Source organism: Rothia sp. 11254D007BW (genome assembly GCF_053548195.1).
This window is the reverse complement of sequence record NZ_JBPWPK010000001.1, coordinates 1,934,029-1,946,772: the sequence shown is the minus strand read 5'-3', so window position 1 is coordinate 1,946,772 and position 12,744 is coordinate 1,934,029. Positions and strand designations below refer to the sequence as shown.

The 12,744-nt window shown below is 60.4% G+C and carries 11 protein-coding genes; 2 read left to right on the top strand and 9 right to left on the bottom strand.

Annotated features, from left to right (window positions below):
* Positions 1-12: 12 nt before the first annotated feature.
* The 6 genes from ACEE43_RS08705 to ACEE43_RS08680 form a co-directional block, all read right to left on the bottom strand.
* A complete protein-coding gene (locus ACEE43_RS08705; protein ID WP_237186715.1) occupies positions 13-1,512 on the bottom strand; it encodes a CoA-acylating methylmalonate-semialdehyde dehydrogenase in 1,500 nt (499 codons plus the stop codon).
* 161 nt (positions 1,513-1,673) lie between these two features.
* On the bottom strand, positions 1,674-3,365 hold the full coding sequence (locus tag ACEE43_RS08700; RefSeq protein WP_449107251.1) for an alpha-keto acid decarboxylase family protein: 1,692 nt from the start codon (positions 3,363-3,365) through the stop codon (positions 1,674-1,676).
* 186 nt (positions 3,366-3,551) lie between these two features.
* Entirely contained in the window at positions 3,552-3,962 is a 411-nt protein-coding gene (locus tag ACEE43_RS08695) for a hypothetical protein (RefSeq protein WP_237196126.1), read from the bottom strand.
* Between the two features lie 68 nt (positions 3,963-4,030).
* Positions 4,031-4,696 (bottom strand): DUF308 domain-containing protein, encoded by a 666-nt coding sequence (locus ACEE43_RS08690; protein ID WP_449107250.1) that lies wholly within the window; start codon positions 4,694-4,696, stop codon positions 4,031-4,033.
* 58 nt (positions 4,697-4,754) lie between these two features.
* The gene (gene pdxR, locus ACEE43_RS08685; RefSeq protein ID WP_449107249.1) at positions 4,755-6,356 is read right to left on the bottom strand and encodes a MocR-like pyridoxine biosynthesis transcription factor PdxR; all 1,602 of its coding nucleotides are present in this window, start codon (positions 6,354-6,356) and stop codon (positions 4,755-4,757) included.
* A gap of 201 nt (positions 6,357-6,557) precedes the next feature.
* Positions 6,558-8,009: a glycoside hydrolase family 16 protein gene (locus ACEE43_RS08680; protein WP_449107248.1), complete on the bottom strand. Its 1,452-nt coding sequence runs from the start codon at positions 8,007-8,009 to the stop codon at positions 6,558-6,560.
* A 536-nt stretch (positions 8,010-8,545) separates the two neighbouring features.
* On the opposite strand from ACEE43_RS08680, the gene pdxS reads away from it, so the two are divergent.
* Positions 8,546-9,463: a pyridoxal 5'-phosphate synthase lyase subunit PdxS gene (gene pdxS / locus ACEE43_RS08675; protein ID WP_185173864.1), complete on the top strand. Its 918-nt coding sequence runs from the start codon at positions 8,546-8,548 to the stop codon at positions 9,461-9,463.
* Between the two features lie 124 nt (positions 9,464-9,587).
* The gene (pdxT, locus tag ACEE43_RS08670) at positions 9,588-10,226 is read left to right on the top strand and encodes a pyridoxal 5'-phosphate synthase glutaminase subunit PdxT (RefSeq protein ID WP_449107247.1); all 639 of its coding nucleotides are present in this window, start codon (positions 9,588-9,590) and stop codon (positions 10,224-10,226) included.
* Positions 10,227-10,333: 107 nt separating this feature from the next.
* Here pdxT and ACEE43_RS08665 read toward each other — a convergent pair whose 3' ends face one another.
* The 3 genes from ACEE43_RS08665 to ACEE43_RS08655 form a co-directional block, all read right to left on the bottom strand.
* On the bottom strand, positions 10,334-11,347 hold the full coding sequence (locus ACEE43_RS08665; RefSeq protein ID WP_449107246.1) for a TPM domain-containing protein: 1,014 nt from the start codon (positions 11,345-11,347) through the stop codon (positions 10,334-10,336).
* A gap of 197 nt (positions 11,348-11,544) precedes the next feature.
* Entirely contained in the window at positions 11,545-12,138 is a 594-nt protein-coding gene (locus ACEE43_RS08660; protein WP_449107245.1) for a PIN domain-containing protein, read from the bottom strand.
* 54 nt (positions 12,139-12,192) lie between these two features.
* Positions 12,193-12,654, bottom strand: a complete 462-nt coding sequence (locus tag ACEE43_RS08655) for a helix-turn-helix domain-containing protein (protein ID WP_431464239.1) — start codon at positions 12,652-12,654, stop codon at positions 12,193-12,195.
* Positions 12,655-12,744: the final 90 nt, after the last annotated feature.

The window sequence follows — 12,744 nt, the reverse complement described above, 5'->3', positions numbered from 1 at the left end:
GGTGGGCCTCCTTTAGTTGCCGGTGGGCATAACGAAGCTGGCGCCCTCTTTAATGCCGGAGGGCCAGCGGGATGTTACCGTCTTGGTCTTGGTGTAGAAGCGGAAGGCGTCGGGCCCGTGCTGGTTGAGGTCGCCGAAGCCGGAGGCCTTCCAGCCGCCGAAGGTGTAGTAGGCAATCGGCACGGGGATCGGCACGTTCACACCTACCATACCCACATCGACGCGGCGGGCGAATTCGCGAGCGGTATCGCCGTCGCGGGTGTAGATGGCAACGCCGTTGCCGAACTCGTGGTTGGTGGGCAGGGCCAGGGCCTCTTCAAAGTCATCGACGCGCACCACGGAAAGGACGGGGCCGAAAATTTCTTCGCGGTAGATGGACATATCGGTGGTGACCTTATCGAAGAGGGTAGCGCCGATGTAGTAGCCACCCTCGTGGCCTTCGACCTTGACGCCGCGTCCGTCCACCAGTAGCTCGGCGCCTTCCTTCTCGCCGGCGGCGATGTAGCCTTCGATGCGTTCGAGGGCGCTGGCGGCAACGACGGGGCCGAAGTCTGCCTCGGGGTCAAGGGCGTGGCCGACCTTGAGGGTCTTGGTGCGCTCGACCAGCTTTTCAACCAGGGCGTCGGCGGTGGCCTGGCCGACGGGCACGGCCACCGAGATAGCCATGCAGCGTTCACCGGCAGAGCCGAAGGCTGCGCCGATCAGGGCGTCGGCCGCCTGGTCGAGGTCTGCGTCAGGCATGATGATTAGGTGGTTCTTGGCACCGCCGAAGCACTGGGCGCGTTTGCCGGTGCGAGCGGCGTGCTCGTAGATGCTCTGGGCGATGGGGGTGGAGCCCACGAAGCCGACGGCCTTAATGCGGGGGTCATCGAGCAGGGTATCAACGGCCTCCTTGTCGCCGTTGACCACGTTGAAGATGCCGTCGGGCAGGCCGGCTTCAGTCCAGAGCTCAGCCAGGCGCAGGGGCACGGAGGGGTCACGCTCTGAGGGCTTAAGGACGAAGGCGTTACCGGCTGCGATTGCGGGGCCGCACTTCCAGAGGGGAATCATGGCTGGGAAGTTAAAGGGGGTGATACCAGCGACCACGCCCAGGGGCTGACGCATGGAGTACACGTCGATGCCGGTGCCTACGGAGTCGGAGTATTCGCCCTTGAGCAGGTGGGGGGCGGCGGTGGCAAATTCGACGACATCAAGGCCGCGCTGGATATCGCCGTGGGCGTCAGCTACGGTCTTGCCGTGTTCGAGCGAAAGCATCTCGGCCAGTTCGTCGGCGTTCTGGTTGACCAGGTCCACAAAGCGGTGCAGAATACGGGCGCGCTTCTGGGGGTTGGTAGCAGCCCACTTGGCCTGGGCTTCTGCGGCGTTGGCGATAACATCGCGCACCTCATCAGCGGACGCCAGAGGCACCTGGGCCTGCACCTGGCCGGTGCTGGGGTTGTAGACATCGGCGAAACGACCTGAGGTTCCGGGGCGATGGGCGCCGCCGACGTAGTGGGTTAACTGCTTCGTCATCGAAGCCTCCTTCCGTGAGGGCGCACAGACTTCTGTGCATCAGCTCACACGATACAGAAAAAATAGACGGGTGCCTAGAGGCAGATGAGCTGTTACGCAGAATATGCAGCATTAGCGCATGACAGACAGAAAATCCGTAGGGAAAAGTTAAGATACCCCCCTTACTTTTGGGCTTCCACTCGCTCCTCCAGCAGGTCGGGCACATCGTGACGATCCACCAGAACCTCGAGAAGTACCATGCGGTCGGTGGTTTTTACCGCGCGCTCTAGAGCCTCACACAGGTCGGCACCGGTTGCCGCCTGGAGCGTCAGCACCTGCTCCTTCTTTGCCCCCAGAGCCGCAGGAACCAGGGACCAGTTGTACAGCTGTATATCATTGTAGGGTTGGGTAGGTCCGTGAATTTCACGCTCAACCGTGTAACCCTCATTGTTCACCAGGACGATAATGGGGGTAAGACCCAGCCGCAACAATGTTCCCAGCTCTTGCACCGTTAGCTGAGCAGACCCGTCCCCAATGAGCAACACCCCGCGAGACTCAGGGGCAGCCAGCTGAGCCCCCAGTAGAGCTGGCAGACTATAGCCAATAGAACCCCATAGGGGCTGACTTATACACCGCGCATCCGAGGGCAGTGGATGGGGCGCTATGCCCGCAAAAGATGTACCCTGATCCACCACTACGGTGGCACCCTGGGGAATCCTGGAGGCTACTATCTGCCACAGCGTGTTTTGCGTCAGCGGGGCACGAAGGTCTGCCGCATCTAAGTCTGAGCTGCAAGACCCTATCAAGCCGCTCTCCACTGCGTTCTCACTGTTACCTTCCCCTTCAGGCCCCTGCCACCCTGCATCACAGAGCGCACCGAGAACTACCGATAGGCTGTCAGCCAGGGTCAAAGGGGCATATACCGTATCACCCATAACCACCTGCTGGGGCTCTAGGTAGACAGTGTGCTCGGGGAAGGCATGGGTGAAACCGGCCGTTATAGTATCGGTGAGCACTACCCCCGCACAGATCAACACATCTGCCTCTTCCACCGCCTGCCGGGTCGCGGCCTCCGACACCTCACCGGTATAGATTCCGCGCCACCCTGAAGCTGTTTCATCGAACAGGCCCTTGCCCCACTTCAACGTAGAGTAGGGCAGAGCGGTTTCATCCACCAACTCGCGTATTTCAGTCTGAAGCCCCATTCTCTGAACAAGAACATCAGCAAGCAGGGTCAGGTTCGCCCGCTCACCCACCCGCTGCAGAAGCTCAGTGAAGTCCTGCCTAAAACGTTCTTTCTCACCGGGAACAGAGGCGGGGCTCGGCAGTTTCAGGGGCTCACTGGGCGGCATGCAGGGCAATACCGCTACATCGTCAGCCAACAACAGGTACCCCGGCCGCTTCCGCAGGGCAATTTCAGCAAGCACCCGATCGATATCGTGAGCCGCCGTTGCCGGCTGCACCTCAACCACAGCGCTCGATACTTTTTCTGCAACCTGCCGGAAAGCGGTAAAGTCACCATCACCCAGGGTATGGTGAATAGCCTTCCCCGATTCCTGCACCTGCCGGGTGGGAGCGCCCACCACATGGAGCACCGGCGCGTACTCGGCATAGGCCCCCGCCAGGGCATTGAGGGCTGATAATTCTCCCACCCCAAACGTCGTCAGCACCGCACCGAACCCGTTGACGCGGGCGTAGCCGTCCGCCGCATATCCTGCGTTGAGTTCATTCGCGTTGCCGACCCAGCTAACCTTTGGGTGGTCAATAACATCGTCAAGAAAGCGTAAATTAAAGTCGCCGGGCACACCCAGTAGGTGGCTCACCCCGCACTCAGCTAGGCGATCTAGCAGATAGGTGCTGACAGTGTAGGTCATGGCAGGCCCTTTCACATAGCTCATGCCCGCGCACGTCGGTGGGCGCGGGGCTTTTGCCCTATGCTACCGGGGCACAGCCACATAGTCAGCAGGCTTTTCTTATATGACGTGAAATCTACACCTTCCCACACAGCAGGCATAAAGAAGGGAGCTACCCGCAGGGTAGCTCCCGTCTTCTACCGGCGCCTATGCCGAGGGGTCAGATTCGCCCTTCTTCTGAGCTGCATTCGCCTCGTCAATACGCTTGGCCAGGCGTTCCTTTTCTTCAGCCTCGCGGCGCTTGGTCTCGGCCTCTCGGCGGGCCCGGGCCTCAGCGTACAGCTTGGCGGACGACCGGTTGATACCCGTACCCTCACCCAGCTCGGGGTCGTTGGGGCGCTCCACCAGAATCAGGGTTGCACACATGACCAGGGTGACCACAAAAACAGCACCGGCAACGGTCAAAGCCAGCACCACATTCGGGGTGTTATTTGTACCGCCGGTTGCAAAAACCACGATGCCCAAGAAAGCCACCAGGGCCAAGACCGCCGCAATAATCAGCGGACCGCGCACCTGCGCCTTAAACCCACGATTGGGTGATTCACTCTTCTGAGCCAAGACCATTCCTCCTGAAAACAAACTCTCCACCAGTCTACGGGGTGAGCACCACTTTTGCCCGACAGCCCCTAGCCGTGACGGGTGTCCGCGCGCAAAGACAGCGCACCGATCACCAAGAAAATACCGGCTACTAGGGCGCCCCCACCGGCGGTTCCCATAATGGCCTTATCGCCAATCTCAGAGACCACAGGCAGGGCTGCCGCCGAAAGCGTCACAATAGCGCCCTCAAGCTGCCAATCACGGGCCGCCGGGTTACTCTCCTTAGTACGCATGCCGGCGAGCAGTTTGAGCACACCGGTCAAGCCCAGCACGCAGGCGGCAACCAGGGTTAGCCAGAACTCCCCGCGGGGGGCCACAAAAGCCAGCACGCCACCGGCCGCCTGCACCAGGGCGATGGAGGTAAAGGCCTGGGCCGAGCTGGCGTCCCCTACGCGGCGCAGGGTTTGGGCCGTCAGGTAGGACGCCCCCGCATAGCCCAGCATGTAAAGACCCAGCATGACAGTAATGACGCCCAGGGTCGGTTGCTGCCAAAAGACCGTGGTGAGGCCGAAGGCCAGGAAAACCAGGGCGTGCACCAGGGTGGGGCCGGTGAGGGCGGCTGCCAGAACGGGGTCCACAGGACGCTTGGGGTCGGTCTGTTGCCCGCCGGCAGCCAGGTGGGAGCCAGAGGGCTCGGAATCGGTGCGCTGGGAATCGGAGTGCCGGGAATTGGAGTGCTGAGAATCAAAAGTCACCCCACCAGTCTAACCAGCCAAGCTGAAAGCCGCCGAGCCACAGGCAGCCTGTTACGTCCTAGCGGCCAGAATGGGCACCTAGACCAGCAGAGTAACCTTCCAACACCTGCCGCAAACCCTCTAGACCGAGAGCCAGCTTGCGGTCACTGACGGCCCCAAACCCAAGCACCAAGCCGTATAAGGCCTCGCCCGACTCAGCCCGCGCTGACCAGTAATCCCCCAGCGGGGCCACAAGCACGCCTTCTAGGCGGACGGCTTCAACCAGTTCACTCTCAAGGTCCCTCCCCCGGGCAGAATCAATGCCGGGCAGGTGAAGCACCGCGTGCAGGCCGCCGTCCATGGGTAGCACCCGAGCAGCATCCAAACCCTGCAGGGCGGTGAGTACCTGCTCCCGGCGTCCGCGGTAAACCCGGCGCATGCGCGCCGTATGGCGGCGCACCCCGCCCGCAGCGAGGAAGGCCGCCATGGCGTCCTGCACGACCGACGACACCGGGTTGCCCAAGTCGGCACGCAGTTCTAGCAGGTCAGCCTGCAAGTGCCGGGGCAGCACCACATAGCCCAGGTTTAGGCCGGGAGCCAGCATCTTCGCAAAAGACCCCAGTGTCACCACCCGGTCGGAGGCCCAACGGGCCGGGTGGGCCTCAGCCCCGCCCGGCAGAGGCGGGCGGTCAAGAGAAGCTAGAGCCGGTAGGGGGTCGCCCACATAGCGCAGCTCAGAATCGTAGTCGTCTTCAACCAGCAGGGCGTCGTGGGTGCGCGCCCAGGCCAGCAGTTCCAGACGGCGCGCCAGCGGCATGGAAGCTCCCAGGGGGTACTGGTGGCTAGGAGCTATCAGGACGAGGTCGGGCCGGCGAGGCCCCGTAGGCAGGTGGGCGGGGTTGAGGCCCTGCTCATCAACCTCAATCGGTAGGATTTCGTGCCCGAAGGCGAGGGGGATGCGGTGCAGGGAGGGGTAGCCGGGGTTCTCGACCGCGATTCGAAGCGGACGGTTGCGCACCCGGCGCCGCAGGGCGGTAAGAATCAGACGGAAGCCGTCGCGGGCACCGGCAGTTACCAGTAGGTCGTCCGGGGTGCGCAGCACCGACCGCATCAGCCGCAGGTGCTCAGCCAGCTGCACCCGTAACTCATAGGAGCCAGCAGGCGGGTAGGCCGTACCGGGAGTGGCAGCCGCCTGCCGCCAGGCAGCCCGCCAGGTAGCACTTGCCACCAGAGAAGTATCGGGGCTACCAGGGCGAAGATCAATCATCGAGGGGTCGCCACGATAGGGAGATATACCCTGCGGACCTTGCAGAGGGACGGACGCCTGCCCTCCCTCCCTGCCCCCAGGCAGCAATCGCGCGGAGCCCACACCCCAAACCGGCACCGCCGACTGAGAAACCCCCGCGGCACCCAGGGTGAGGTAGTCAGCTACGCGGGTGCCCCCGCGTCCGCTGGTTAAATACCCTTCGCCCACCAGCTGTTCATACGCAAAAACAACCGTTCCACGTGAAACATTCAGCCGCTCAGCCAGTGCACGGGTAGAAGGCAGCGGGTCACCCGCCACCAGAAAACCACCCAACACCAGGGTGCGAATCTGCTCAGCCACCTGCGACGGCAAAGAACCCGGCGCCGACCGCGATACGCTCACCGGCAACTGATCAAACCGTGAATACTCCGCCACGTTACCCTCCCCTGACATCAAAGCCGCGCTCCCCCGATATTAGCCCACCGGCGTCCGCACCCCACGAAACATGTCCACCACGAAAAATGCCCGCCGCGAAGCACACGCGGCGGGCACCTATCCCAAACAAAACGAAGAGGAGGCACCGGGCTGCTGGCGCCGGTACCCCCTCTCGCATCAGATTCTTCCCAGGGAATCTGACTAGCCTACGTACTCCCAAACGCGTACGTAGTCAACCTCGATTGCGCAGTCTGCGGTGGTCTCAGCGAGACCGCCCCAGTAGGCATTACCTGCCTGCATGCACAAACGGATGTTGAACTTCTCACCAGCAGGCAGTGCGGCCTGGTAGCGAGGATCCTCTGACGAGACGAACAGATATTCAACCCCGTCAAAGAAGAACTTAATACCGGCAGGAGTCTTCTCAACTGCCCAGGTGTGGTATTCGTCGGCAAGGTTCTGACCCAGTACGGGAATCAGGGCGTTCTTCTTAGCCTTGTTACCCTGCTGCTGGCCGTAGTGCACGGTACCCTCAGAGCGGTTGGAGATATCAACCTTCTGCTTGCCGGAAGCGTAGCCGTAGGACTCGGAGATGTCGATTTCACCGAGCAGAGCGGTGTTGTTGGGGCGCATCCAGATGCCGCCCCAGGCGCCGATGTGGGTGGGGTTTGAAGCGGGCTGCTTAGCGCGGTATTCCAGGCGGAAGCTCTCGGCGGAGAACTTGCCCATGGTGTCGATGTAGCCGGTGGCCCATTCGCGCAGCTTGCCGTCCTTGTAGGTGACGGGGGTAGCCAGCTTCTTCAGCCAGATCTTGGTGGAGGAGTCACCCATGGTGACAGCTTCCTTGAGGTTGACGCCGGAATCGTAGCCTACGTAGGACTTATCGCGCACGCGCCACTTGGTGCCGTCGATAGCGCCGTTGTTGAAGTCGTCCTCGAAGATGAGCTTGCCCCAGCCTGAGGAGGTCAGGGCACCGCGGTGCTCGCCCCAGTTATCTGCCTTGGACTTCTCAACCTTGACCAGGTGGGTAGAGGGAACGGTGCGACCTGCATAAGCACTAATACCGGTGCCGGCACCCTGAGGGGTTGCGTGGAAGGGGACCTGGTTGTCGTTGAAAACCAGGTTCTCAACAGCCTGGCCATTGACAATCACCTGGGCAACCAGGCGGGTAGCACGCACCGACAGAGCCAGCTCGTAGGAGAAGGCGGCGGTGGGGGCTGCGGTTGCCAGAACCTTCTGACCGAGTACAACGGTGCGGTGGTTGATCACACGCTCGATGTGCAGGGTCATTGCGCCGCTGTTAGCGATGGAGAGCATCGCGGTGTAGTAGTCACGACCGGTCGAAGTGCGGCGGGCAATAACGCGGGTGTAAACAGTGCCAGCTGCGGGACGTGAGGTGGTGTAGGTTGCTTCCACCAGGGCGTCTGAGTGCTTGGTGCCTACGGTAGTGAAGGCACGAGCGTCAGTGAATGTCTGAGCGAAGGGGGAGGTGTAGTTGACGTCTGCCAGGGGGGTAAAGCGCAGGACGCCTGATTTCAGGCCTTCACCGTTGAGTACCATACCGGTGTTTGCGTGCGCAGCCTGGGTGGTCAGCGCGGTTGCAACGGCGGTAGCGGCGGTCAGTGACAGGAAGTTGCGGCGGGATACAGAAAGCATGGCTTGGGTCTCTTTCGTGTGTACTTGTTTGGGATGGGAAGCTCTTGGGGAGAGCTGGGGTGGTTGAGATTCTTGGGGAATCTCGGGGTGAACCCTGGGTGGGTTCGTGTGGCTCCTGGGTGGAGCCTGTGAGCTTTGGGTTAGCCCTTTGTGCTTCGGTTGAAAACTTTATAGGACGTTTGGGGGACAAAACAAGGCGAGATGGGGACAAAATTAGCACTTTCTCGGTCAAGCAATTTTATTTCCCCTTGTAGATGTTCGCTTGTCCGGCAAAAAAATTTTTCGGAAAAAATTTTGAACCTGTCCCCAAGGTCGGGTTTTTTGGGCAAATCAGCTCATTTTTTCAAAGATTTTGCTGCAGTTTTGTCCCCCAAACCTCTTCACCCTTCGGTATGGAGGGGGCAAAATTTTAGCTTTTGGGGACAAATTGCCCCCTAAAACGTGCTGACGAGCGTCCGCCTCGCTACCTGTGGTCTAAAAACTTTGCTAGAAACTGGCCCTATTCTTAGACCACATCGGCGGGCACAGTTGAAACCATGACTGAACACAACACCGCAGAAACCACCGTTACCGGCTCCCCCCTCGTCAAGCGCGGCCTAGCCGACATGCTCAAGGGCGGCGTCATCATGGACGTCGTCACCCCCGAACAGGCAAAAATCGCAGAGGACGCCGGCGCCGTAGCCGTCATGGCCCTCGAACGCGTCCCCGCCGACATCCGCGCCCAGGGTGGTGTTGCCCGCATGAGCGACCCTGACATGATCGAGGGAATCATCGACGCTGTCTCTATTCCCGTCATGGCCAAGGCCCGCATAGGCCACTTCGTAGAAGCCCAAATTCTGGAACACCTCAAGGTTGACTACATCGACGAATCCGAGGTCCTCTCCCCCGCTGACTACGTCAATCACATCGACAAGCACGCCTTTAAAGTGCCCTTTGTCTGCGGTGCCACCAACCTGGGTGAGGCCCTGCGCCGTATCACCGAGGGCGCTGCCATGATTCGCTCTAAAGGCGAGGCCGGCACCGGTGACGTCTCTGAAGCCACCAAGCACATCCGCACCATCAAGACCCAGATTGCCGAGCTGCAGGCCCTGCACGCCACCGCCCCCGACCTGCTCTACGTCAAGGCCAAGGAGCTCGCTGCCCCCTACGAGCTGGTACGCGAGGTGGCCGAAACCGGCAAGCTGCCCGTCGTGCTCTTCACCGCTGGTGGCGTGGCAACCCCGGCAGATGCGGCCATGATGATGCAGCTGGGTGCGGACGGCGTCTTTGTCGGCTCTGGTATTTTCAAGTCTGGCAACCCCGAGGCCCGTGCCAAGGCCATCGTCAAGGCAACCGCCTTCTACAACGACCCGGCTGCTGTTGCGGATGCTTCCCGCGGTTTGGGCGAGGCCATGGTCGGTATCAACGTGGCAGACCTGCCCGCCCCCCACCGCCTGGCGGAGCGTGGCTGGTAAAAATGATTTTTCGCCCCCAGGCGAATCAAAAAATCATTTTTACCGCCGAGCATAGCGTAGCGGCGAGGCGAAGACAGGGCGAGCTCAGCGAGCGCCTCTAGACCTTTTGAGAGATAGGATTCCCATGAATGGATACCGCCCCGTTGTTGGCGTCCTTGCCCTGCAGGGCGGGGTCGCTGAGCATGCATCCCTGTTGGAGGGGCTGGGTGCGCAGGTGGTTTTGGTCAAGCGCCCCGAGGAGCTGGAGGGGCTGGACGCCCTGGTGCTTCCCGGTGGGGAATCTACGACTATTGACCGGTTGACCAGAATTTTTGGCCTGCGCCAGCCCCTGATTGACGCTATCGCGGGTGGTCTTCCCACCCTGGGCACCTGCGCCGGGCTGATTCTTCTGGCTCGGGAAATTGAGGACCCGGCGGCAGGCCAGCAAACCCTGGGTCTGCTCGATGTGACCGTGCGCCGTAACGCTTTTGGTTCCCAGGTGGATTCGGCTGAGGCCGAGCTGGCCTGGGGCGCTACCGGGGCGGACGGCTCCGGTCAGCTTACCGATGCAGGCGGGCAGGTACCAGTGAAGGCCGCCTTCATCCGAGCACCCATTGTCACCCGGGTGGGGGCGGACGTCACCGTACTGGCCCGTCACGCCGGGCAGGTGGTCGGGGTGCAGCAGGGCCACCTGCTGGGTATCTCCTTCCACCCGGAACTCACCGGCGACACCACCGTGCACCGGGCCCTGCTGGGCCTGGCCAGCCGGGCGGAGGCGCCCTAGTTTCTACTCGCTTCTTGTAGGTAATCGAAAACTTCATCTGCGTGTTCTTTGAACGCGCAGATGAAGTTTTCGATTACCTTCAGCATGAGTGGGCTGAGCTGCCGTGGCTAGAAGCGTCCGCCTCCCCCGCCGCCGCTGAAGCCCCCGCCGCCACCGAAGGAGGAACCGCCCGAGAAGCTACCCCCTGATCCTGCCGAATTTTCTGGCACATGGTTGCTGCCCGAGTAGAGGTGGGGCATGGTCGCATAGAGGGGCAGCCAGGTGCTAAAGGTGGGGGCGTAGCGGGTGTAGGTGTCCTTGTTCTCCGCTTCCTGCTCGGCGAGCTCGGCCTCGCGCTGGTCGGGGTCTGACGGGGCGGTGCGGTTGGCGTAGCGGTATTTGATGTAGTCACGGCGCATATCGTCGGGAATGCTCAGGCCGGGGTTCTCCTCCTTGGCCCGGCGCATCTCGTCCTCGGCAGCCCGCTTGACCTTGCGGTAGTCGTGGAAAACCCACCCGACGATAATTGCTGCAACAGCACCCAGGGTTCCCAGGATGCCCCACAGGATCAGGTTGCTATCTGCGCTCTCGGTTTCTGCGGCGGTATAGATTTCGTCGATGGTGGTCTCTAAGCCGGCGGCGTAGTTGCCGTCAGTGAGGTAGGGGCCCAGGACGTCGTTGGCGATGGTTTCTGCCTCGGAATCGCTGATGTAGTCCCCGGCGCCGTCTGCGACCGCGATGAAGGTTTCACGGCCCTCCATATCGATGACCAGCACAGCCCCGTTATCTTTACCCTGGTCGCCAACGCCCCAAGCGTTTCCTAGGTCGGTGGCGTAAGCGGGCAGGTCAGGTGGGCTCTGGTCGGTGGTGTAGATAGCGAAGCGGGCGCGGTCGGTGCCGCGGTTTTTCTGGTCGATGAGGTCGTTGAGGCTGTCCTCTTCGGTGTCGGTGAGCAGGTTAGCGTCGTCCCGAATATTGCCGGAGGCCGGGGTGGCAGGCAGGTCTGCTGCCTGAGCCGGTGCGAAGGCAAGGGGTGCAAGAGTAAGGACGCCCGCCGCCGCTAGCGCGGGCAGGGCAGAGAGCCTGCGGGGCGGCTTCTTGTTCTGGATCCGGGGGCTTGTGATGTCGGTTCGAGGGTTCACGGCTGCGTCCTTTCTGGCGTCGGGTAGCAGGCGTCTTTACCTGCTCTCACCGCCAGCATAGCAAGCCTGCTGACAAAAGAGTTCCCCCGGCAGGATGAAAGAGGGTAAGGGAAAACTCCATATAGTCTCGCAGACTAGGCCCGCATGAGTCCACCGAAGAGTAGGTCATAAGGTTTTCATCTAGACCAGGTCCCACATCATAAACGCGGAATTACAACCGTTTGAAGGTGACGAGCAAAATTCAAAGCCCCTGCTTGTCGAAGCAAACTAGGTACAGTTGCATCAGGGTTCCTACGTTCAAGATAGGCTTCCTGTTTTAGGTACACCGAGTCGAGAATCTCTGGGGGTATGAAGTGAGCCATCTGCATGAGAAAGTCATCCGCACTCATGGTGTCATAGGGTAGGGCGTCCTCCCCCTGATAACTTTGGCCAAAAGCTATCAGTTTAGAATCATCGGTTATGAGAGCATCCGCTGTAGATGCAAGCACGGCCGAATGAACATGGGCGTCATGCTCGTCAGGATATCCGGCGGGAGTCTCTACTTTAAACCCCTCCACAATGCCCGTCGCGCTACCCATAATCTGCTTCATATAGCGCTGCCTTACGGCATCATCATGGTGTGGATGCTGTTTACGCCAGTGATAACCGAACTCATCTAAGATACCCTGCGAAAGATATACCTGATAAAAAAGATTATTTGTCTCCAAACAGGTAAGGAAAATCCAGTCTCTCAACGTCTTACTCATCAGCACGTTGGTGTCGAGAACTATCCGATAGATATCGCTACTCATACCACCCCATCCTAAAGATGTGGGGTAGCACAAGTAGCGATGTTTCTATTTTGTTTAGTCTAAAATTCCGAGCTCTTCGTCAAGTTTCATAAGCTCTTCGAAGGCGGCTTTCTGTTCAGCAGTTTTCACAGCAAGCAGCTGCGCTCTGTAAGCATCAACATCTGCCGTACGAACACGCCAGTGGGTACCTACCTGATGGGCAGGAATCTGACCTTCACGAATGAGCTTCATAAGAGTTGGGCGAGAAACTCCGATGCGGCGGGCCGCCACAGTCGTGGTCAGATCCTTGGGTACGGAGACAACCTGCGCTTGACCTCCTTGACTGATGATTGACAGGGTTGCCTTCAACGCTGCGACCAGCTCTGGCCCCAGCACTTCACTTGCCTCGCCAGATACAGTCAACGACACAGACAGCGCAGGTGACTTCTCAAGATGAGTGAGAAGGTTATGAGCCTCTTGAGCCACAGCTTGGCTTGTTTCGATAGTCGCAGTGTTTTTGAGAGTCTGCGCGGTCATCGTCTTCCTTGATGGTAGAGGTTCTTGGATTTATACACCCTCAGACTATCGATTAAGTGAAATAAGTGCAAGCATTTTCCTTTATTGCAC

Bases quoted from the DNA above. Each gene is read 5' to 3' on its own strand.
- ACEE43_RS08705 (WP_237186715.1), bottom strand. From the start codon at position 1,512: ATGACGAAGCAGTTAACCCACTACGTCGGCGGCGCCCATCGCCCCGGA.
- ACEE43_RS08700 (WP_449107251.1), bottom strand. From the start codon at position 3,365: ATGACCTACACTGTCAGCACCTATCTGCTAGATCGCCTAGCTGAGTGC.
- ACEE43_RS08680 (WP_449107248.1), bottom strand. From the start codon at position 8,009: ATGCTTTCTGTATCCCGCCGCAACTTCCTGTCACTGACCGCCGCTACC.
- pdxS (WP_185173864.1), top strand. From the start codon at position 8,546: ATGACTGAACACAACACCGCAGAAACCACCGTTACCGGCTCCCCCCTC.
- pdxT (WP_449107247.1), top strand. From the start codon at position 9,588: ATGAATGGATACCGCCCCGTTGTTGGCGTCCTTGCCCTGCAGGGCGGG.
- ACEE43_RS08660 (WP_449107245.1), bottom strand. From the start codon at position 12,138: ATGAGTAGCGATATCTATCGGATAGTTCTCGACACCAACGTGCTGATG.
- ACEE43_RS08655 (WP_431464239.1), bottom strand. From the start codon at position 12,654: ATGACCGCGCAGACTCTCAAAAACACTGCGACTATCGAAACAAGCCAA.